The organism is Bradyrhizobium sp. WYCCWR15520 (genome assembly GCF_056174665.1).
Window position 1 is genome coordinate 26,251 of sequence record NZ_JBWBWM010000018.1, and the last position, 21,620, is coordinate 47,870.

Here is a 21,620-nt window from a genome sequence, read left to right on the forward strand (position 1 = left end):
GGCTATTCGATCTCCTGCTGAATCGTTCGTCCGAGCGCGAACAGCCGTTGGTCGATTGCCGTCGGAACCTCGCAGACGAACTTGATGACATTCCGTCGGTCCTCGAAGATGCGCGTCTGCCAGACGAGCTGATTGCCGAGCTCGTCGACCTTGGTCTGGTCGCGCGGCGTTTCACCCTGCAGCGCCTGCAAGGCCAGCGTGTCGGCGCGGATCTTGTCCGCCGCCTCGCGTTGCTTGCGGGTGACGCGCTCCAGCCCGTTCATCACCTGGGAGCGTTGGGCATTAAGCGATTCGAACAGGCCGGAAAACAGCAGTTTTCCGCTGGCAGTCTTGTCGGCTGCACCGTTCAGATATTCCGTGATCGCCTTTTGCGCTTCCTCGAGCGGGATCCGCCTTGCCGCGAGCCGCGCGACCAGTGTGCTGACGTTGGGATTGTCCTTCCATTTGCCGGCGACGTCGTCGAGCGGCGGGCCTGCCCACACCGCGGCCAGCGAAATCTCGGGCACCTTGGCCTGGGTGCACGGCCAGTCCGGGTAACGGGGATCGGCGGCATGGCAGAAGCCGGTCGTCACCGTAACGGCGAGCAATGCCGCGATCGCGATTCGATGTTTCATGTCTCGCCTCCGGCCGGCCCACGGCGGATCAGGCCGCGCGAGGGATCGTAGGCCAGGATCGCACCGACCATGAAGACGATCGTGCAGCCTCCGACGACCGCGAGCGCGATCCAGTTGATCTGTCCGTATAGCGCAAAACGTATCAGCTCCACGGCATGCGTGAACGGATTGAACAGGCAGACATAGTAGAGCATCGGGCTGCTTTCGAGGATGCGCCACAGCGGATAGAGCGCTGACGAAGCGAAGAACATCGGAAAGATCACAAAGTTCATCACGCCTGCAAAGTTCTCGAGCTGCTTGATGCCGGAAGAGATCAGCATCCCCAGCGCGCCGAGCATCAGGCCGGACAGGACCAGCGCCGGCAGCACCGTGAGATAGCCGGCCGGCGGCGGCGCAATGTCCCAGAACCAGGCAATCAGCAGGAAGGCATAGACCTGAAGCAGCGAGACCGCGGTTCCCGCCAGAAGCTTGCAGGACAAGAGAAACCAGCGCGGCAGCGGGCTCACCAGCAAGGTCCGCATATTGCCCATCTCGCGGTCGTAGACCATCGAGAGCGAGGACTGCATGCCGTTGAAGAGCTGGATCATCGCCATCAGGCCGGGCGCGATGTAGACCTCATACAGGATGTAGGTTTCGTAGGGCGGGATGATGGAGAGGCCGAGCACCTGGCGGAAGCCGGCGGCGAAGATGAACAGCCACACCAGCGGCCGCACCAGAGCCGAGATGAAGCGTTCGCGCTGATGCAGGAAGCGAAGCGCCTCGCGCCACACAATGCCGTTCAGGCAGGTGAGATATTCGGCGAGCGAGAAGCCGCTCCGGCTTGGCGTGATGGTTGTCGCGGTCATGACGGAGCGTCTCCGCTCGGTCCGGCGGAGCCGGTCAATCGCATGAACGCCGTGTTGATGTCGCTGCCGCCGGCCTCGGCGATCACGCGCGGTGCCTTGCCTTTGGCCAATACCCGGCCCTGATGCACGACGACGAGATCATCGTTTGCACCGATCTCGTCGAACAGATGCGTCGCCCACAGCACGCTTATTCCCTGTTCGGCAACGAGCTGGCGGACGTGGTTGAGAATGTCGGCGCGCGCCTTGACGTCGAGGCCGACGGTTGCCTCGTCGAGCAGGAGCAGGCGCGGCCGGTGCAATAGCGCCCGCGCGATTTCCAATCGCCGCATCTGGCCGCCGGAGAGATCGCGCACCTTGCTACCGGCGCGGTCAGCAAGGCCGATGCGCGTCAGCACCTCGTGGCTGCGCGCACGGGCGTCGCGCCTGCCGATGCCGTGCAGGGCGGCGTGATAGAGCAGGTTCTGCGTCACCGAGAGGTCGAGATCGAGGGTGCGGGGCTGAAACACCACACCGAGCAGCCGCAATGCTTCGCCGGGGGTGCGTGCGATGTCATGGCCGAAAATTCCGATTCGTCCGTGCTGGATTCCGAACAGGCGCGTGATCAGTGAGAACAGCGTGCTCTTGCCGGCGCCGTTCAGGCCGAGCAACGCCGTGAAACTTGCCGGTGCGACAGAAAAGCCGATGTCGATCAGCGCGCGCCGAGCGCCATAGGAATGGCTGACGCCGTCGATCGACAATGCCGGCGTCTCCATGGCGTCGGGCCGGGAAGGGATGTCCCGCGTACCCTGACCGGACGAATATGCGTCAGTGGCCGTCATGGTTGTGCAATCGTGATACCCCAGGGTAATTCGCCGACCTGGATCGTCTTGATGACCTTTTGCGCGGCGACATCGATCACAGAGACGTCGTTCGATACGCCATTGGTGGTCAGCAGATATTTCTCATCGGGTGTGAACGCCATGTGCCAGACACGCTGTCCCACCAGCAGATATTTCGTGACCTTGTGGCTGGCGACATCGACCACCGCGACGCGGTTGGCGGGGCCGAGCGCGACGAAGGCGGTCTTGCCGTCCTTGGTCATGCCGATGCCGACCGGCTGGATGGCTTCGCTCCGAAGCCCGGGAATCTCGAATGTGATCTTCTTGGTCACCTCCCGCTTGACCGGATCGATCACCGAAACGGTGCCGCCGATCTCCGACGATACCCATACTTCGGAGTTGTCACGCTTGAACTCGGCGTAGCGTGGGCGCGCATCGACCAGCACATTGGCGACGATCTGGCGCGTCGCGGTGTCGATGAAATGCGCCATGTTGGTGGTCTCGGACGTATTGATCAGGATCTTGCCGTCCGGGCTGATGGCCATGCCTTCCGGCTCGACGCCGACCTGGATGTCGCCGAGACGGGAGCGCTTCTCGACGTCGATGATGGTCACCGTATTGTCGTTCTCGTTGGCGACGTAAAGGATCTTGCCGTCCGCATCGAGAGCGAACAGTTCGGGATCTGGTCCAGAGGGCAGGGTATCGACGACCTCCTGCTTCGCCACGTCGATGACCTGAATGCTGTCGTCGTCGCCGACGGCGACGAACACGAACTTGCCGTCCCTGGTGAACTCGATGCCGCGCGGCCGCTGGCCGACCTTGATGGTCTTGATGACGGACCAGTTGTTCGTATCGATCACCGATACGGTGTTGCTCTTCTCGTTGGAGACATAGGCGATGAAGGCCGATGCGGGGCTCGCCGCCGCGAGCCAGAGGGCCATTCCGGAAATCAGGCAGTGACGCCACATGCGCAATCTCTTTCTCCTCAACGCAATTTGCATTTCGTTTCCGGCCGATCGGCGCCAAGCGTGTCGAGCTCCGACACCTGATGCAGGAATCCCTCTTGCGGCGAAACCGAGACCACCATGCGTCCATCGACCAGCAGGATCGGCTGGCGAAGCTGCAGGTTCCAGTCCCGCAATGTCAACCGACGGCCCTTGAACGCCGCAATGGAAAAATCGGGCCCCTTGTGGAAATTCGATATCGCCTTGGGATCGCCGGACTTCGTGCGCGACGTCGCTTCACCGATCATGCGCGCTGCCGTCCACGCTTGCATGTCCAATGCGGTCATGTGTCGCGAGTTCAACTTTACAAACCGATTTTGAATCTGGATCGCGCCCCATTGATCCTGCGCGGCATGCCAGCTGGTCGGAACCAGGCCTGCGGAGCCTGCGACCGGCCGCGGGTCCCAGGTGCGGTAGGGCAGGTAGGACGCGAACACCTCGCTCTCGTCAGCGGCAACGAGGACGTCATAGGCCGGCGCCTGCTGGGTGAAGGTCGGCATTTGCCGCTGGATCAGGGTGACGCCGCTGTCGGTGCGGCGGGCGCCGCCGGTGTCCTCAAAAGTTCGTTCCTGAACGATCTTGGCGCCGAAGCGCGTGGCGGCGCGGCGCAAGGCGTCGGCAAAGAGCTTGTCCTGATCATGCGAGCCGACGACGAACAGCCAGCGCTTCCACTGCTTCCACACCAGATACTGGGCGAGCGCATCCGCTAGCATCGAGCGTGTCGGCGCGACATGGATGACGTTGGCGCGGCAATCCTGCTCGCGCAACCGATCGTCGATGGCGCCGGCGTTCAACAGCAGCGTTCCGCGATCGCGAAGCGCGTCAGCGGCCTTCAGCAGATCGTCCGCCGGGAGGTCGGCAATGATGAAGCCGGTGCGCTCGGCAAGCGTCGCCGCGGCTTTCGCGACGTCTTCGTTGTCCTTGAGCCGGACCTCTTCGAGCGTGAAGCGCTGGTTGAGGAATTTGCCCGTGGTGTTGTTGTCCTCGACGGCAAGACGGGCGCCGGCCACGCCATCGTTTTCGGCCGGCAGCTCGACGAGCGACAATTTCGCTTTCACGCCGGCGCGGCCGAGATAGCCGATGCCGATCTCGATGGGGTCGGCCGCGAGCACGGGGGCAGCCGCGACGCTCAAGCCGATCGCAGCGACCAACCATCGGATCATGGCTTCTCCCTAAAAGGTCTTCTCGACTTCGCGCTATGGAAGACCGTTAGCTTGAACCATGACCGAATTGTTTCGGCTTGCAACTCAATTCTGTTGCGCGGGCATCAGCCTTTCAGGCGTGCGGCATGCCAACGCAGATGATCGCCCATGAACGTGGAGATGAAGTAGTAGCTGTGGTCGTAGCCGGGCTGCCGGCGCAAGGTAAGGGGTATCTTGGCCTTCTCGCATGCGCTTTGCAGCAGCTCGGGACGGAGCTGTTCCGTCAAAAACTGATCGGCATCGCCGTAGTCGACCAGTAGATCCGGCAGCCTGGCACCGTCCTCGATCAAGGCTACCGCATCGTGCTTGCGCCATGCTTGCCGGTCGGTGCCAAGATAACCGCCGAGCGCCTTGATGCCCCATGGCACCTGCGAGGGAGCGACGATCGGCGCAAATGCGCTGGCCGCGCGATAGCGGCCCGGATGGCGCAACGCGACTGTCAGTGCACCGTGGCCGCCCATGGAATGACCGAAAATGGATTGCCGGTCAGGATCGACGGGAAACTTGTCAGCGACCAGCTTCGGCAGTTCTTCCGTCACGTAGCTCCACATGCGGTAATTGCGGGCGAACGGCTCTTGTGTCGCATCGACATAGAAGCCGGCGCCAAGCCCGAAGTCATAGGCATTGGCGGGATCGCCGGGCACGCCTTCGCCGCGCGGGCTGGTATCGGGCGCAACGAAGATCAATCCAAGTTCGGCGCAGGCGCTGCGGAATTCGCCTTTCTCCGTCACGTTGGCATGGGTGCAGGTCAGGCCGGAAAGATACCAGACCACCGGCAGCCTGGCGCCGGCGGCGTGCGGAGGGATATAGACCGAGAAGGTCATGTCGGTGCATGTTTCGCCGCTGGCATGTCGATAGACACCCTGCGTTCCGCCATATGAGGTGTTGAGCGAAACGGTCTGCATGCTCATGATCTTGCTACTCCGGCGCCGTGCGGCACGGTTACGCCGATGCCGCTTTCGATCGCCAGCCGCACCAATTCGGCGGAAGTTCGCACGCCAAGTTTCTGGCGCATGATCGACGATGTGTTGGCAACGGTCTTGTACGAGGAATGAACCAGCCACGCGATCTCGGAAAGGCTCTTGCCCGCGCTGAGCAGGCGGAGGATTTCCATCTCTCGCGACGTGAGTTTGGAAAGCGGGCTGCGGGCGAATGCAGGTCCGGCGAAGGCGATGCTTCGCGCGATCGCAGACGGCAGATAGACGCCGCCCTTGCCGACTTCACGAATCGCCTCGACCAGATCCTGCGGATCGCCCGTTTTCGCGACATAGCCCTTGGCGCCGATGTCGATGGCGCGCGCGGCGAAGACCGGATCGTCGTTCATGCTGAACATGATGATTCGTGCGGAAGCGGCGCGTGCAAGAATGCGCCGCGCCAGCTCGAATCCGGACACGGTCGGCAGGTTGATGTCGATCACGCAGATGTCGGGTCGTTCAGCGATGAACACCCGTTCACCGCTCTCCGCGTCGGCAGCCTCCAGCAGCACGACCTCCGGATCGTCGGCAAATACCGTGCGGCAGCCCGAAGCGACAATGGGATGGTCATCGACGATCAGTACACGCATTACATCGATCCCCGAGCTGCTTCGGCCGCGTTGTTGCATCGCATCACGTTACGCAGACGTCGGCGCGAGGCCGATCATGCAACGCCGACGCGATTGCTGTACGCTTCAATCTGATCGTCGGTTTTTCGACTGTCAACGGTCCTCTCGTCGGGGAACTGATTGCGACGCGATTGGGGCAAACGTCATGTGGCAGAAATTATCGTTGCGTTCCCGGATCAATTTGCTGCTGGCGGTAGGGCTCACGCTAGGTTTAGCGATCAACATCGCGCGGCTGGTGGTAGAGGCGGCGCCCCGTGTTCGCGCCGAAGATCAGAGCGTCATCCGGCTGGCGCGCGAGTTCGTCGAGACGATCGTGCCAAGCCTGAACGAGGCGCCGGACCCGGATGCGCGGCTGAACCAGATCGCGTCTGACCTCAGCCGGCTCCGTCATGTCAGCATCACACGGCAGGGCGACGCCGCCACGGGTGCACACCCCGGCAACAGCGACGGGGAGCGGTCGCCGCCGGCGTGGTTCATCGCGCTCGTGCATCCGGAAACCACAACCGTGAGCGTACCGATCACGATCCACGGCAAGCCGCAATCGCTGCTGATCACCTCGCATCCGAACGACGAGGTGGCCGAGATCTGGGACGGAATCGTGACCCAGCTCGCGGTCGGCTCCGCGCTCGCCATCGCGCTCTTTCTGGTTACGATGGTAGTGATTGGCCGCGCGCTGGCGCCGCTGCAGGCGCTTTCGCAGACCATGGCGAACATTGAGGCTGGACAGTACGCATCGCGCGTCGAGCCCGGCGGCGCGCCCGAGCTGGCGGTAATCTGTGCCAAGCTGAACCACCTTGCAGGCGCCCTCGGCGAGGCCGTCGAGGACAAGCGCCGGCTCGCCGAACGCACGGTCTCGCTGCAGGATATGGAGCGCAAGGAGATTGCGCGCGAACTTCATGACGAGTTCGGGCCGTATCTCTTTACGCTGCGCGCCCACGCCGGCGCGCTGACGCGGCTTTCCGAGGATGGGCGTGCGCCGAGCGCCGATGCGTTGCGCAAGCATGCCACCGCCATCATGGAGCAGACCAATGCGCTTCAGCAATTCAACCGCAGGATATTGGAAAAGCTGCGGCCTGTCGGGCTGGCGGAGCTTGGACTAGCCGAGGCGCTCGGCGTGCTGCTGCGCTTGTGGCGTGAGTCTCGACCCGATGTTGCCATTGAGGCGAACATTGCATGCGCGCCAGGCGAGGGCGGAGAAGTCGCTGATCTGACGATCTACCGCACCGTCCAGGAAGCCTTGACGAACGCTTTCCGCCACGCCGACGCGACGTCCGTCAGCGTCACGGTCGAACAGGCCGAAGGCATCCATGGAAGTCGCGGCTGCGCCCTGGTGCGCGTGAGCGACAACGGCCGCGGCTTGGCGCCGGATCACAAGTCCGGCTTCGGCCTGGTCGGGATGCGCGAGAGAATACTGGCGCTGGGCGGGACGCTGAATGTCATCTCCGACAATGGGGGCGTAACGGTCGAGGCGGTCGTCCCCCACGGGTCGCATCCTTGATCGATTGCGAGTTGCTGTCCGGGAATTTGTCCCGGTCCTCGTCGGGAGGAATGCAAGGTGAGGAACCAGACCTTTTGCGGCTAGCGCGTGTCGTTGTCTTCTCACTAGTATCGTCGACATCGAACCGGCAGGGGACAAGCCGGTATGTGTTGGGGTGGGAATATGGGTGCACGCGTACGGGTGGTCGGGACGATCTCGATCTGTCTGGTTCCCGGGCTGGACTGTGCTCAGGCCCAAACCGCACCCGCAGCTAGCGACGTTTTGCCGGCCATCGAGGTCGTCGCGCCGGCGACGAGCGCCAAACCAGCGCGCGCCCGAGGGGCAACTCGGGCGCCCGCAAGGAATGTTCGCAGGGTCTTTGTTTACCCGACCGCGCCTACGCCGACGGTCGGCTCGGGAATGGATGTCGATAAGGTGGCCGCAGCGGTCAATGCCGTCGGTGCCGGGCAGATTGCGCGCACCGGCTCGCTGAACATCGCGGATGCGCTGCAGCAACAGGTGCCGGGTATTGTCATCAGCGATACGACCGGCAACCCGTTCATGCCGGACATACAATTTCGAGGTTTCGTTGCATCTCCCGTCTCGGGCACACCCCAGGGACTGGCGGTTTACCAGAACGGGGTGCGCGTCAACGAAGCGTTCGGCGACACTGTCAATTGGGATTTGATCCCGACCGCCGCAATCAGGTCGGTTACCGTCGTAACCAACAATCCCGCGTTTGGTCTCAATGCCTTGGGCGGTGCCGTCAACGTGCAGATGAAGGACGGCTTCAACTATCAGGGCGGCGAAATCAACACGATGGGCGGCTCGTTCGGCCGCATCCAGAGTTCGGCGCAGTATGGCAAGCAGATCGGCAATTTCTCGGTCTATGGCGCGCTCGAAGGCGTGCGTGACAACGGCTATCGCAATTTTTCGGAATCGGCGATCCGGCGCTTCTATGGTGATGTCGGCTACCGGACCGATAGCAGCGAATTTCACCTCAATGTGGGCGTCGCCAAGAACAATTTCGGCGCAGCGGCGACGGTGCCGGTCGAACTGCTGCAGAAGTATTGGGGCGCAACCTATACGACGCCGCAGACCACCGACAACCGCGTTGCCTACGCCAATCTGACTGGAAAGGTCGAGATCACGCCGACCTGGACGATCGAAGGCTCGGCGCGAGTCCGCGCGTTCCGGCAGAAGACAGTCGATGGTAACCCGACCGAGACGGAGCCGTGTGGCGCCGATCCGACACGGCTTTGTTTCAACGAAGATACCACGCCGGGAGCGCCGGCGAACGGGCTCAACGGAGTCCAGCTCGCAAATCCGTTCCCCACCGACGCGGTGCTGGGCCAGATCGATCGGACAACCACCCGTTCGACCACGACGGGGGCGACGCTGCAGGCAACCAACACCGACCAGTTGTTCGGGCACAACAACCAGTTCATGGTCGGTACCAGCTTCGATTCCGGCGTCACCCGGTTCGGGGCGAGCGCGGAACTGGGCACGATCGGTTCAAATTACGTTGTCAGCGGCAGCGGCATCTTCCTCGGACCATCAGGCATCCCGATTTCAATCGGCCCGGTCTCGCTTCGCGCCACCAACCGCTACACCGGCCTCTATGCACTCGACACGTTCGACGTGACGGACCGGTTCTCAATCTCGGGCGGCGGCCGGTTCAACTATGCAAACATCGTCCTGCAGGATCTGATCGGTACCGATCTCAACGGCAATCATACGTTCAGCCGCTTCAATCCGATGATTGGCGGCACCTACAAGATTACGCCTGAAGTGACGGCCTATGCCGGGTATTCCGAAGCCAATCGCGCGCCAACCCCGCTGGAACTCGCATGCGCCGATCCTGCGCGCCCCTGCATCGTCGCGGCAATCCTGATCGCGGATCCGCCACTGAAACAGGTCGTATCCCGTACCATTGAGGCCGGTTTCCGCGGCACCAAGGAGCTGAATATCGGGACGCTCGGGTGGAAGGTCGGCGCGTTCCGCGCGACCAATGCCGATGACATCCTGGCGATTCCCAGTCAGTTGCAGGGCTTTGGCTACTTCCAGAACGTGGGCAGGACGCGGCGCCAGGGCATCGAGGCCCAGGTCAATCTCACGTCGAAGACGCTGCAACTCTATGCCAGCTATGCCCTCGTGGATGCACGCTTCCTCGACGCCTTGGAGCTCAACTCTCACAGCCCGTTCGCCGATCCCGCCACTGGCCTTATCCAGGTCCTGCCGGGCAACCGAATCCCCGCGATCCCGCGCAACCGGGTCAAGCTAGGCATCGACTATTCGGTCACCGATGCTTTCAAGGTCGGCGGCGATGCATTGTTCGTCGGCAGCCAGTATTTTGTTGGCGATGAATCCAATCAGGCGGCGAGGCTGCCTGGGTACTCGGTTTTCAACCTGCACGCCTCGTATCAGATCGACAAGACGTTCCAGATCTACGGCCGCGTCGACAATATCTTCGACAACCGCTATGCGACCTACGGGACGTTCTTCGATAAAGGAGATCTTCCCAATTTCGCCAATGGCGGGGCGGATTTTACCGACCCTCGCTCTGTCAGCCCGGCGCGGCCGCGTGCCTTCTATGCAGGGCTGAGGGCGACCTTCTAGGCCGGCGAAGCGGCGCAGCCATCATGGCCGGCAGTGCGGGAGAGCGCAAAACGATTTCAAGCTATCGACGACGGTACGGCAACAGGTGGTCGCCGCACAACGGGGACGTTCGCCTCAGGAAGCATCCAGCGCCGGATCGACGCAATGCGCCTTGTGAATGGTAGAGGGCGCGAAGCCAAAATGCTTCCGGAACACGCGGCTGAAGTGCGACGAGCTGGAAAAGCCCCAGGAAAACGCGACGTCCGTGATCGTCTTTCCATGCTGGGTCTCCAGCTCCTGCCGGCAGTGCAGCAGCCGCGCCCGCCAGATGTAATCGCTGACGGTCATGCCCTTGTCGCTGAACAGCATGTGCAGATAGCGCTTGGTGCAGCCCAGCGCCGCCGAGATCTGGTCGATGCAAAGCTCCGGGTCGCGCAAATGTTCCCGGATGAAAGCCTGGGCGCGGATGTACATTGCTTCGGGACCGACGCGATCGAACATCGTGTCGGCCTCGCGCAACGGCAACAGCAGCAAATCGATCAGCGAATCGGCGACGCCGATGGCGTTGTAGGGCGATAGCCGGTTCGCTTCATCAAACGCGGTGTGCACGAAGTCGTAGGCAATACGGCCGGTGCCGTTACGTGCGGAAAGCTTGCACGGCAACATCTTCGACGTGCGGAAGCCGCGTTCGTGAAGCAGTTCCTTCGGCACGATCACGACCTCGTGCCGGGTCAGCGAGGGGCTGACGATCGTGTGCGGGCAGGAGACGTCATAGGCGAGACAATCGCCGGGCATGATGTCCATGCGCCGGCCGGCCTGTTCGAAATGCGAGATGCCGTAGGTCTGGAACAGTATCTTGACGTAGGGGTGTTCGCTCAGCTTGGTGCCCGAGACCGTGTGCGCGATACGATGCTGGCTTGCCTCGATCTGGCACAGCTTCAACTGCGAGACGGTCGTGTAGTTTATCCGCCCCTCCAGCGAGGAACCTTCCAGCGGATCGACGTCGAACTGACCGCACAGATCCGTCAGCGCATCTGACCAAGTTTGCAGCTGCTTCTTCGGCGCCAACCCGGAAGTGCTGAGTGAGCGGACTGTATCGGACATGGTCGAAGCACCGATTCGAGAACAGGCCACGACCTCGGCAAAAGCTTCGGTCACAGGACGCTACATTTGCCTCGACTTAAGGCGGTCGTGGGGAAGTCGCGCAGATTCTTCCCAATATCCCTTTGACAATCCTCCAACTTAGTTTCGGCTGCGTCAAGGGGAACCTCAGCCTCGGGACGCGCGGGTGCTTGTGGGAACGAGCCCACGATTGATGCTTCGCAGCATGAGAGGGACGGCTCTCGACGTTCCCAAAATTAAAAAGTTTATTGTGTTTCGCTTCTGAGCAAACGCGCTTCGCTCTTGGGCAAGTTTCCCATTTCCGAACGGGATAGGAATAGGGACCAAGAATGGAAAATGGGCCGTCTCGACGGAAACCCTAAACCCTCAATCTGGGAGGAACCACTATGCGCAAAGTGCTATCCGCTGCCTGTCTCGGCGCCGTGGCGGCATTCGCTGCCGGCGTTGCGTATGCCAATGACGAACTGATCAAGATGTCGCAGAACCCAAAGGATTGGGTGATGCCGACGGGCGACTACGCCAATACGCGCTACTCGAAGCTCAACCAGATTACTGCAGCCAACGCCGGCAAGTTGCAGGTCGCATGGTCGTTCTCGACCGGCGTGCTGCGCGGCCACGAGGGCGGACCGCTCATTATCGGCAACATGATGTACGTCCACACACCGTTCCCGAACAAAGTCTATGCTCTTGACCTATCCCAGGAGCAGAAGATCGTTTGGGTATATGAACCCAAACAGGATCCGAACGTCATCCCGGTGATGTGCTGCGACACGGTGAATCGTGGCGTGGCCTACGGCGATGGAAAAATCTTTTTGCACCAGGCCGACACGACCCTTGTCGCCCTCGATGCCAAGACCGGGAAGCTGGTCTGGTCGGTGAAGAACGGAGATCCCAGCAAAGGTGAGACCGGGACGTCGGCACCGATGGTTTTTAAAGACAAGGTCCTCACCGGCATCTCGGGCGGCGAATTCGGCGTTCGTGGTTCGGTGACTGCCTACAGCATCAAGGACGGCAAGCGGGTCTGGCGCGGCTATTCGATGGGACCCGACAGCGACACGCTGATGGATCCGGTGAAGACCACGCATCTAGGTAAGCCGGTCGGTAAGGACTCCGGCATCGATACTTGGCAGGGCGACCAGTGGAAGATCGGCGGCGGACCGACGTGGGGCTGGTATTCTTATGATCCCGAGCTGAACCTGATATATTACGGAACCGGCAACCCCTCGACCTGGAATCCAAAGCAGCGGCCGGGAGACAATCGCTGGTCGATGACCATCTTTGCGCGGGACGCCGACACCGGCATGGCCCGCTGGGTCTATCAGATGACCCCGCACGACGAGTGGGACTACGACGGCGTCAACGAAGTGATCCTCAGCGATCAACAGATCGGCGGTCAAGCGCGTAAGCTACTGACCCATTTCGACCGCAACGGGCTCGCCTATACGATGGACCGCACCAACGGCGAATTGCTGGTGGCGGAGAAGTACGATCCGAAGGTCAACTGGACCAGCGGCGTCGACATGAACAAGAGCTCGCCCACCTATGGTCGACCGAAGGTCGTCGACCAATATTCGACCGACAAGCAGGGCGAGGACGTCAACGTCAAGGGTATCTGCCCGGCCGCGCTCGGTACCAAGGACCAGCAGCCGGCGGCGTATTCGCCGGACACGCAACTGTTCTACGTGCCGACCAACCACGTTTGCATGGACTACGAGCCGTTCAAGGTGAACTACACTGCGGGCCAACCCTATGTCGGGGCGACGCTCTCGATGTATCCGCCTCCTGGCGAAACCCACATGGGCAACTTCATCGCGTGGGACAACAAGACCGGCAAGATCGTGTGGTCGAACAAGGAAATGTTCTCGGTGTGGTCCGGTGCGCTCGCTACCGCCGGCGGCGTGGTGTTCTACGGAACGCTCGAAGGCTACCTGAAGGCGGTCGATGCCAAGACTGGCAAGGAGCTCTACAAGTTCAAGACCCCGTCCGGCATTATCGGGAACGTCACGACCTACGAACAGGGCGGCCGGCAATACGTGGCCGTGCTTTCCGGCGTGGGCGGCTGGGCCGGCATCGGCTTGGCGGCCGGGCTGATGAGCCCGGAGGGTGCCGCTGAATGGCAGGGCGCTGCGGGCCGTGCAGCGGCGGGCCGGGCATTGGAATCGGCCGCGAGGAACGTGGACACCGCCGGCCTCGGCGCCGTCGGCGGTTACGCTGCCCTTAGCAACTACACCGCGCTCGGCGGAACTCTGACCGTATTCGCTCTGCCGCAGTAAGCTGAGCCAACCAACTTCGTTCCGGCGCATGGAGTTGCTCCATGCGCCGGTTCGCCTACCACCGAATCTCGAGGACAAGCTCTTGCGTAAAATCTGGTTTGTGGGTGCTGCGATGATCTTCGTGGTATCAGGAGGAATTTCCTTCGCCGAAAACGCGGTCGACCCGGCTGCCGTCAAATCCGAGGACGGAAAGTACCTCGACAAGGAAGGCAATCCGACTTTCAAGGTTGGGGCCGACGGAACGGTGGATTGGTACACCTACTCCGGTTACCGGCGCTATCACTCGGAATGCCACGTCTGCCATGGCCCCGACGGGATGGGATCGACCTACGCCCCTGGCCTCACGAATTCACTCAAGACCATGAACTACGGCGACTTCGTCGGAGTTGTCGCGAGTGGCCGCAAGAACGGCAACTCCGTCATGCCGGCGCTCGGCGATAATCCGAATGTCGCCTGCTACATGGACGACCTTTATGTGTATCTGCGTGCCCGTGCCCATGACGCCGTCGGGCGCGTCCGGCCCGCCAAGAAGGAAGACAAGCCCGACGCGTACACCGATACAGAAAAGTCCTGCATGGGAGGCAAGTGATCATGCCAAACATGCGAGGCATATGTCCCGATACTCCGTGCAGCGACCTGAAGAACAAATGTGGAGTTTAGAATGAAGACCCGCGCTGCTGTCGCATTCGAAGCCAAGAAGCCGCTTGAAATCGTCGAGGTCGACCTGGAAGGCCCGAAGGCCGGTGAGGTTCTCGTCGAGATCAAGGCGACCGGAATCTGCCACACCGATGCCTATACGCTCGACGGATTCGACAGCGAAGGAATCTTTCCTTCGATCCTCGGTCATGAGGGCGCGGGCATCGTCCGCGAAGTCGGCCCGGGCGTGACGTCGGTCAAGGCCGGCGATCACGTGATTCCGCTGTACACGCCGGAATGTCGCCAGTGCAAAAGCTGCCTGAGCGGCAAGACCAATCTATGCACCGCCATCCGCGCCACCCAGGGCAAGGGGCTGATGCCGGACGGCACCTCGCGCTTCAGCCATAAGGGCAAGCCGATCTTCCATTACATGGGCTGCTCGACGTTCTCGAACTTTATCGTGCTGCCGGAAATCGCGGTGGCGAAGATTCGCGAGGACGCGCCCTTCGACAAGAGCTGCTACATCGGTTGCGGGGTGACGACGGGCGTTGGCGCCGTGGTGAATACCGCCAAGGTGACACCTGGCGCCAACGTCGTCGTTTTCGGTCTCGGCGGCATCGGGCTCAACGTCATCCAGGGCGCGAAGATGGTGGGCGCCGACAAGATCGTCGGCGTCGACATCAACGATGCCAAGGAGGATTGGGGCCGCCGCTTCGGCATGACGCATTTCGTCAATCCGACCAAGGTCAGTGACATCATCCAGCATCTGGTCGGGCTCACCGACGGCGGCGCCGACTACACCTTCGACTGCACCGGCAATACCACCGTGATGCGGCAGGCACTCGAAGCGTGCCATCGCGGCTGGGGCGTCTCCGTCGTGATCGGGGTTGCTGAGTCGGGCAAGGAAATCGCTACCCGGCCGTTCCAGCTCGTGACCGGCCGCGTCTGGAAGGGAACGGCTTTTGGCGGCGCGCGTGGCCGTACGGACGTGCCGAAGATTGTCGACTGGTACATGAACGGAAAGATCGAGATCGATCCGATGATCACGCATGTGCTCAAGCTGGAGGAGATCAATCAGGGATTCGATCTCATGCACCAGGGCAAGTCGATCCGTTCGGTTGTCGTGTTCTGAATAGGGGAACTTCAAACACAAGGAGGAGAGGCCCATGACTGTTCACATCCACCCATCGGTTGACAGCGGCGTAAAACAGGGGACCGGCAGCTTCGCCGGCGGCACCTTGGTCTGCAAGTGCTCGGACAGGCCGGTCAAGGTCGCCATCAAGGGCGACGTTGCCCACAATCACGCTTGCGGCTGCACCAAATGCTGGAAGCCCGAAGGCGCGATCTTCTCCGTTGTCGCCGTCGTTCCGCGCGACAATGTGAAAGTGATCGAGAACGGCGACAAGCTGCAGATCGTCGACCAGGCGGCCACGATCCAGCGCTATGCCTGCAAGGCCTGCGGCACGCATATGTACGGCCGGATCGAGAACACGGGACATCCGTTCTATGGCCTCGATTTCATCCATCCCGAGCTGTTCCAGGAAGGCGGCTCGGCGGCTCCGGGGTTTGCGGCGTTTGTGTCGTCCGTTTTGGAGTCCGGCGTCCAACCAGGGGAGATGGCTGGAATCAGGGCTCGGCTGAAGGAGCTCGGACTGGAGCCCTATGACTGCCTGTCGCCGCCATTGATGGATGCGATCTCGAGCCACGTCGCCAAGTCCAAGGCCAAGGCGGCCTAGACAAGGCGAAGCGGGCACTGGCCCGATCTAGCGAGATACCGAACTTGCGCTGATGGGGATCGCCGTCAGCGCAGAAGCAGCGCCACCATGTGGTGCCCCTTCTTGGTTGAGCGCCGGCCGGAGAGGTCGCGCAGCCATCACAGGCCCCGCGGCATTCCGGCGGGATTGTGCCGCATGTAGTTCCCGGACATCGAATCTCATGGCGGTCTTTGTTCGACCGCCATGCGCCAGACCAGATTGCCTGCGCGTGTAATCGGTCGCATTTGACCAATCGTCTGATTTTGCATGCTGCGGCGCGATGAACCTGTACCGGCGGCCGCGGTGCCGACGTGGGCCCCTCCCTGAAGGTGTTGACCCGTCCATCGGTTTCCCTTCTATGGACGGTGCTGCCCTGACCGCACAGACGCCCCCTCGCGAGGACTCCCACGATGCCGATCGTCACCGACGCTGCTTTCATCCTGCCCGACGATTTCGCCGGCGCCGCGCTGATGGGGCGGATCTGGCGTCCCGACCTTGCCGGGCCGTCGGTGGTCGCGATTCGTCAGGATGGCGTGTTCGACGTCACCAACGAATTTCCCACCGCCAGCCAGCTTGCCGCCGTTGCCGATCCGGCCGCGGCGCTGCGCGCTGCGCGTGGCGAGCGGGTCGGCGCGCTGCAGGATCTCCTGAACAATACGCCGCCCGACACCCGCAACCCGGCCAGGCCATGGTTGCTGGCCCCGATCGACCTGCAGGTGATCAAGGCCGCCGGCGTCACCTTCGCCGTCTCGATGCTTGAGCGGGTGATCGAGGAGCGAGCGCGCGGCAATCCGGATTCGGCTGAGGCGATCCGGGCCGAGGTGACGCGGATCGTCGGCACCGACCTGTCGCAATTGAAGCCGGGCTCGGCCGAAGCGCAGCATGTCAAGGACGTGCTGGTTTCGCAGAACGCCTGGAGCCAGTATCTCGAAGTCGGCATCGGGCCGGATGCCGAGGTGTTCACCAAGGCTCCCGTGCTGTCGGCGGTCGGCACCTGCGTGGATGCGGGCCTGCATCCGAAATCGACCTGGAATAATCCAGAGCCCGAGGTGGTGCTGGTGGTAGCCAGCGATGGCCGCACCGTCGGCGCCACGCTCGGCAACGATGTCAATCTCCGCGACTTCGAGGGGCGCTCGGCGCTGTTGTTATCCAAGGCGAAGGACAACAACGCGTCCTGCGCTATCGGCCCGTTCGTGCGATTCTTCGACGCGAGCTTCACGCTCGACGACGTCAGGAAGATGGATATCTCGCTGGAAGTGAAGGGACCGGAGGGTTTCGTCCTGCACGGCGCATCCTCGTTGACAAAGATCAGCCGCGATCCGGCCGACATCGTCGGGCAGACGATCAACGAGAACCATCAGTATCCCGACGGCTTCGTGTTGTTCCTCGGCACGATGTTCGCGCCGATCCAGGACCGTTTCGCGAAGGGGCAGGGGTTCACTCACGTGGAAGGCGATCTGGTGACGGTCGCCACGCCGAAACTCGGCCGGCTGACCAACCGCATGCGTCACAGCGGCGATTGCGAACCCTGGCGGTTCGGCCTGACCGAGCTCTTCGCCGCGTTGATGCGCCGTAAGGCCGGCCGAAGCAGCAATTAGCGCCCCGAACCACGCCAGCAATTCGGTCTTGGTCGACGAGGGAGGCATTCCGCAGATGGCGAAAATCAGGATCGGGCTGGCCGGGTGCGGCTTCGTGTCCGAACTGCACATGCATGCCTACCGCCGCGTCTACGGCGTAAATGTCGAAGTCCGCGCTGTTGCGGCGAGAGGCGATCATGTCGTCGAGTTTGCCGGCCGCCACCGGATTCCGACGGTCTATCGCAGCTTTCGCGACCTCATCGCCGATGCTGATCTCGACGTCATCGATATCTGCACGCCGCCCAATCTGCACACCTCGATGATCGTCGAGGCGATGCAGGCCGGCAAACACGTCATCTGCGAAAAGCCGTTCGCCGGCTATTTCGGCCGGGATGGCGACACGGCGCCGATCGGCAAGCATGTGCCGAAGGCATTGATGTATGAGCGCGTGCTGGAGGAAATGGAGAAGACCTGCGCGGCAATCGGCAACACCGGCAAGCTCTTCATGTATGCCGAGGACTGGATCTACGCGCCGGCGGTGACCAAGACCGTGGAGATCCTCAAGGCCACCAGGGACAAGATCCTGTTCATGAAGGGGGAGGAGAGCCACTCCGGCTCGCATGCCGCGCACGCCGCGCAGTGGGCGATGACCGGCGGCGGCTCGTTGATCCGGATGGGATGCCATCCATTGTCGGCGGTGCTCTATCTCAAGCAGGTCGAGGCGAAGGCGCGCGGCGAGACGATCGGTGTTGCCAGCGTGACGTGTGACGTCGGCAATGTGACCGCGTGCCTGCGCCCTGACGAACGGGCCGTGCTCAAGGCCAATCCCGTGGATGTCGAGGATTGGGGCGTGCTCACGGCCACCTTCTCGGACGGCACCAAGGCCACGGTGTTTTCCGGCGACATGATCCTTGGTGGCGTCCGCAACCTGATCGAAACCTATACCAGCAGCGGCTCGCTGTTCGCCAATATCACGCCGAACACGCACATGATGAGCTATCAGACCAGCGAGGAGAAGCTGACCAACGTCTACATTACTGAAAAAGTCGACCGGAAGACCGGCTGGCAATACATCTGCCTCGAAGAGGAATGGACGCGCGGCTACACGCAGGAAATCCAGGATTTCATGGAATGCGTGGCCACCGGCCGCCAGCCGCTCTCGGATCTGGCGCTGGCCTTTGAGACGATCAAGGTCAACTACGCCGGCTATTGGGCGGCGGAGGAGGGGCGGCGAGTCACGCTTTAACGGCAATCTCCCTTCTCCCCTTGTGGGAGAAGGTGGCACGCGCAGCGTGCCGGATGAGGGGTTCTGTCCGCGGACTCAATTGCGAGAGGTTCATTCGCGGAGAGAGATCCGTCGCTCTTCGATGCGAAGCATCGAAGCCACCCTCTCCCACAGCAAGCACAGCAAGGGGAGAGGGTGAAAGATCGACCTACGCCGCATACACCGACGATTTCGGCAGCGGGAATACCGGGTCCTGCGTCCTGATATTGGTCGGCCAGACCACCGAGATATGCTCGCCGGCATTCTGCATCACGACAGGGGTCGAGCGCTCGTTCTGGCCGGAGAGCGGCGTGCCGGGCCGATAGAATTTCACGCCATAGCCCTGGATGGTGCCGCCCGGCGGGATATCGACGTCGAGCGCCGCCTTGCGAATGGCTTCGGGATCGAAGCCGCCATATTTCTCCTTGGCCACCGGCAGCACGCTGTTGAGCAGGATCCAGGTCTGATTGAAGCCCATCGAGCAGTGCGGCGGAATATCGGTCGCGTTGGTCTTCTCCTTGTAGCGCGCGATCATCACCTTGGTGAGATCGCCGATCCCTGGCGCGAGCTTCGAGGCATCGAGTAATTGCGCCGGCACCGGATCGATATTGCAGAAATTGTCGATGTCCGCGCCGAAGGTCGCACGCAATTTGTCGAGCTGGCTGTAGCCCGCGCCGGCGCCGAACAGCATCTTGAACTTGAGGCCGTTCTCGCGCGCCTGGCGCAGGAACAAGGTGATATCAGGGTTGTATCCCGCGTGCGAGATGACGTCGGCCCTGGCGCGCTTGATCTTGGTTACCAGCACTGAGAGGTCGGGGGCGGATGCAGAATAGCCTTCCTTGAGCACGACCTGCAGGCCGGCCTCCTTCGCATAGGCCTCATCGGCGGCGGCGACACCGACCCCATAAGGACCGTCCTCGTGAATCAGCGCGACCTTGACGTCCTTGGGCTCCATGCCGAGCTTCGCCTTGGCGTGCTCAGTGATGAAGCTCGCAAAGGCCTGGCCATATTGGTCGGAATGAATCTGCGCGCGGAAGACGTATTGCAGGTTCTTGTCCTTGAACACGGCGGTCGAAACCGCGGTCGTGATCCAGAGGATCTTCTTCTGCTGCTCGACCTTGGCCGCGAGCGGGACCGCATGCGAACTCGCGTAGACGCCGTTGATGATGTCGATCTTCTCCTGGTCGATCAGGCGATTGGCCTCGTTGATCGCGACATCGGGCTTGCTCTGGGAATCCGCGGCGATGGCGGCAACCTTGTACTTGCCGCCGACGCCACCCTTTTCGTTGACGAGGTCGATGGCGATCTGCGCGCCGATCGAGGAGGCGACCGAGCCACCCGCGGCAAAGGGACCGGTCAGATCGTAAATCAGACCGATGCGTACTGTTTCGGCTTGCGCCTGCGCGCGGGTCCAATCGAAGGTGAATGCAGCGGCGGCAGCCGCAGAAGTCTTCAGCAGTGTTCTGCGTGAAGTCGGCATCGTGTCCTCCCTTTTTTATCTGTTTTATCTGTCGCCGGGACAGCTTGTTCGCGCTTTTTGCCAAGTATTTGGAGAAGAGGGCAGGATGTCAACCTGTCGGCGACTGCTGCTTGATTTGGTCCGGTGGCGTGCCGGGAGGGAGGTACTCAGACTTTCGTCTCATCACTCGGAATGCGTCGCACCATCCATGGCCGATGATCGGCATTCCGCAGTCTTTATTGGCTGCTCGGGCAACGTCACCGCCGCTTGCCGCGCGCCGACGTCCGGGTGAGCCTGATCCTGCCCTGGGTTCTCGGCAGGAATTGCGCGCCGCGGGCGCTGAGGAATTCAAGCATGGCGCGCGCCGGGGGCAGAAGGATCTTGTCCTTTCGGGAGAGCGCGAACCATTGCCTGACAATGGGAAGGCCGACCACATCCAGCGTGGCCAGCCGTCGCTCGTCGAGTTCGGTGGCGACCGTATGCGCGGAAATAAACGCAATGCCGAGTCCGGCGATCACGGCCTGCTTGATCGTCTCATTGCTGCTCATCGCCATGCCGATGTTCGGGCGAATCCCTGCCGTCTCGAACAGTTGCTCCATCAGGCCGCGCGTCCCCGAGCCAGGCTCGCGCATCAGGAACGTCTCGTTGGCGAGGTCGCTCAGCGCAATGCGCGACTTTCGCGCCAGGCGATGGCTGGTCGGCGCGATAATGACATGCGGATGATCGCCGATCGGATGGACGTCCATCTCGATGTCGGCCGGGGGGCGGCCCATGATCGCGAAGTCGAGATCGTAGCCGCGTAGTGCGGTGCCGATCTCCTGGCGGTTTCCGATCGAGAGGGTAACATCGATATTCGGATGCCGTTTCGAGAATCCCGAGATCATGAACGGCACGAAATATTTCGCGGTGCTGACCGCGCCGATCGAGATGCGCCCTGCCGTTTTGCCTGCGATCATCTCCAGCGAGGTTTCGCAGTCTGCAATCGCCGCTTCGATGCGCTCCGAAAGCGTCAGCACCTCGCGCCCGGCGTCGGTCAGCAGCATGCCGTCATTGGTGCGCTGGATCAGCGGCACACCCGCAATCTCCTGCAGATTGCGGATCTGCAACGTGACCGCCGGCTGCGTCAGATGCAGTCGCTTCGCGGCCGCGGTAACCGACCGATCGCTGTGAACGGCTGCCAGCGCGCGCAACTGGCGAATGGTCAATTCTCGCCGAAACCTGTTTGCCATGGGCCTGTCCAATATAAGAAAAACTTTGGCAAAGCCAAAGATAAGAAAATTTCACTAATTTTGCAAACTGGGTTGTTGTTAGGCGCGGAGTGCGGATGGGCACGACGCTTTGCAATCGCCCCGAAAGCGGGCGCCAAACGGGGAA

18 protein-coding genes are annotated in these 21,620 nt (G+C 62.0%); 8 read left to right on the top strand and 10 right to left on the bottom strand.

Going from position 1 to position 21,620, the window contains the following annotated elements; translation table 11 throughout:
* Positions 1-2 precede the first annotated feature (2 nt).
* The 7 genes from AC0QUY_RS21180 to AC0QUY_RS21210 all read right to left on the bottom strand — a co-directional run bounded on the left by AC0QUY_RS21180 (position 3) and on the right by AC0QUY_RS21210 (position 6,047).
* A complete protein-coding gene (locus AC0QUY_RS21180) occupies positions 3-614 on the bottom strand; it encodes a hypothetical protein (RefSeq protein ID WP_475388227.1) in 612 nt (203 codons plus the stop codon).
* Entirely contained in the window at positions 611-1,459 is an 849-nt protein-coding gene (locus AC0QUY_RS21185; RefSeq protein WP_475388228.1) for an ABC transporter permease, read from the bottom strand. Before AC0QUY_RS21185 ends, AC0QUY_RS21180 begins: the two co-directional genes overlap by 4 nt.
* Positions 1,456-2,211, bottom strand: coding sequence for an ABC transporter ATP-binding protein (locus AC0QUY_RS21190; protein ID WP_475388303.1), 756 nt, complete (start codon positions 2,209-2,211; stop codon positions 1,456-1,458). Before AC0QUY_RS21190 ends, AC0QUY_RS21185 begins: the two co-directional genes overlap by 4 nt.
* A 62-nt stretch (positions 2,212-2,273) precedes the next feature.
* Positions 2,274-3,245, bottom strand: a complete 972-nt coding sequence (locus AC0QUY_RS21195; protein ID WP_475388229.1) for a YVTN family beta-propeller repeat protein — start codon at positions 3,243-3,245, stop codon at positions 2,274-2,276.
* Positions 3,246-3,262: 17 nt separating this feature from the next.
* The gene (locus AC0QUY_RS21200; protein ID WP_475388230.1) at positions 3,263-4,444 is read right to left on the bottom strand and encodes an ABC transporter substrate-binding protein; all 1,182 of its coding nucleotides are present in this window, start codon (positions 4,442-4,444) and stop codon (positions 3,263-3,265) included.
* Positions 4,445-4,548: 104 nt separating this feature from the next.
* Positions 4,549-5,394, bottom strand: coding sequence for an S-formylglutathione hydrolase (gene fghA, locus AC0QUY_RS21205; RefSeq protein WP_475388231.1), 846 nt, complete (start codon positions 5,392-5,394; stop codon positions 4,549-4,551).
* A complete protein-coding gene (locus AC0QUY_RS21210) occupies positions 5,391-6,047 on the bottom strand; it encodes a response regulator transcription factor (RefSeq protein ID WP_057857651.1) in 657 nt (218 codons plus the stop codon). Before AC0QUY_RS21210 ends, fghA begins: the two co-directional genes overlap by 4 nt.
* A 184-nt stretch (positions 6,048-6,231) precedes the next feature.
* Between AC0QUY_RS21210 and AC0QUY_RS21215 the strand changes: the two genes are divergently transcribed.
* Together AC0QUY_RS21215 and AC0QUY_RS21220 are read left to right on the top strand one after the other, a co-directional pair.
* Positions 6,232-7,584, top strand: a complete 1,353-nt coding sequence (locus tag AC0QUY_RS21215) for a histidine kinase (protein WP_475388304.1) — start codon at positions 6,232-6,234, stop codon at positions 7,582-7,584.
* 144 nt (positions 7,585-7,728) lie between these two features.
* Positions 7,729-10,182, top strand: coding sequence for a TonB-dependent receptor (locus tag AC0QUY_RS21220; RefSeq protein ID WP_475388232.1), 2,454 nt, complete (start codon positions 7,729-7,731; stop codon positions 10,180-10,182).
* Between the two features lie 114 nt (positions 10,183-10,296).
* On the opposite strand, the gene AC0QUY_RS21225 is transcribed toward AC0QUY_RS21220, so the two are convergent.
* A complete protein-coding gene (locus AC0QUY_RS21225; protein WP_475388233.1) occupies positions 10,297-11,265 on the bottom strand; it encodes a helix-turn-helix domain-containing protein in 969 nt (322 codons plus the stop codon).
* 404 nt (positions 11,266-11,669) lie between these two features.
* Between AC0QUY_RS21225 and xoxF5 the strand changes: the two genes are divergently transcribed.
* From xoxF5 to AC0QUY_RS21255, 6 genes are all read left to right on the top strand, one after another.
* Entirely contained in the window at positions 11,670-13,556 is a 1,887-nt protein-coding gene (gene xoxF5, locus AC0QUY_RS21230; RefSeq protein WP_161853261.1) for a lanthanide-dependent methanol dehydrogenase XoxF5, read from the top strand.
* Between the two features lie 112 nt (positions 13,557-13,668).
* Positions 13,669-14,145 carry a c-type cytochrome, methanol metabolism-related gene (locus tag AC0QUY_RS21235; protein WP_475388305.1) on the top strand — a complete coding sequence of 159 codons (477 nt, stop codon included), beginning with the start codon at positions 13,669-13,671 and terminating at the stop codon, positions 14,143-14,145.
* A 72-nt stretch (positions 14,146-14,217) separates the two neighbouring features.
* On the top strand, positions 14,218-15,324 hold the full coding sequence (locus AC0QUY_RS21240) for an S-(hydroxymethyl)glutathione dehydrogenase/class III alcohol dehydrogenase (protein ID WP_475388234.1): 1,107 nt from the start codon (positions 14,218-14,220) through the stop codon (positions 15,322-15,324).
* A 34-nt stretch (positions 15,325-15,358) separates the two neighbouring features.
* Positions 15,359-15,928: an S-(hydroxymethyl)glutathione synthase gene (gene gfa / locus AC0QUY_RS21245; protein ID WP_161853263.1), complete on the top strand. Its 570-nt coding sequence runs from the start codon at positions 15,359-15,361 to the stop codon at positions 15,926-15,928.
* 428 nt (positions 15,929-16,356) lie between these two features.
* Positions 16,357-17,544, top strand: coding sequence for a fumarylacetoacetate hydrolase family protein (locus AC0QUY_RS21250; RefSeq protein WP_475388235.1), 1,188 nt, complete (start codon positions 16,357-16,359; stop codon positions 17,542-17,544).
* Positions 17,545-17,599: 55 nt separating this feature from the next.
* Positions 17,600-18,769 (top strand): Gfo/Idh/MocA family protein, encoded by a 1,170-nt coding sequence (locus tag AC0QUY_RS21255; RefSeq protein WP_475388236.1) that lies wholly within the window; start codon positions 17,600-17,602, stop codon positions 18,767-18,769.
* A 187-nt stretch (positions 18,770-18,956) separates the two neighbouring features.
* On the opposite strand, the gene AC0QUY_RS21260 is transcribed toward AC0QUY_RS21255, so the two are convergent.
* Together AC0QUY_RS21260 and AC0QUY_RS21265 are read right to left on the bottom strand one after the other, a co-directional pair.
* Entirely contained in the window at positions 18,957-20,267 is a 1,311-nt protein-coding gene (locus tag AC0QUY_RS21260) for an ABC transporter substrate-binding protein (RefSeq protein ID WP_161853266.1), read from the bottom strand.
* A gap of 236 nt (positions 20,268-20,503) precedes the next feature.
* The gene (locus tag AC0QUY_RS21265; protein ID WP_475388237.1) at positions 20,504-21,475 is read right to left on the bottom strand and encodes a LysR family transcriptional regulator; all 972 of its coding nucleotides are present in this window, start codon (positions 21,473-21,475) and stop codon (positions 20,504-20,506) included.
* Positions 21,476-21,620: the final 145 nt, after the last annotated feature.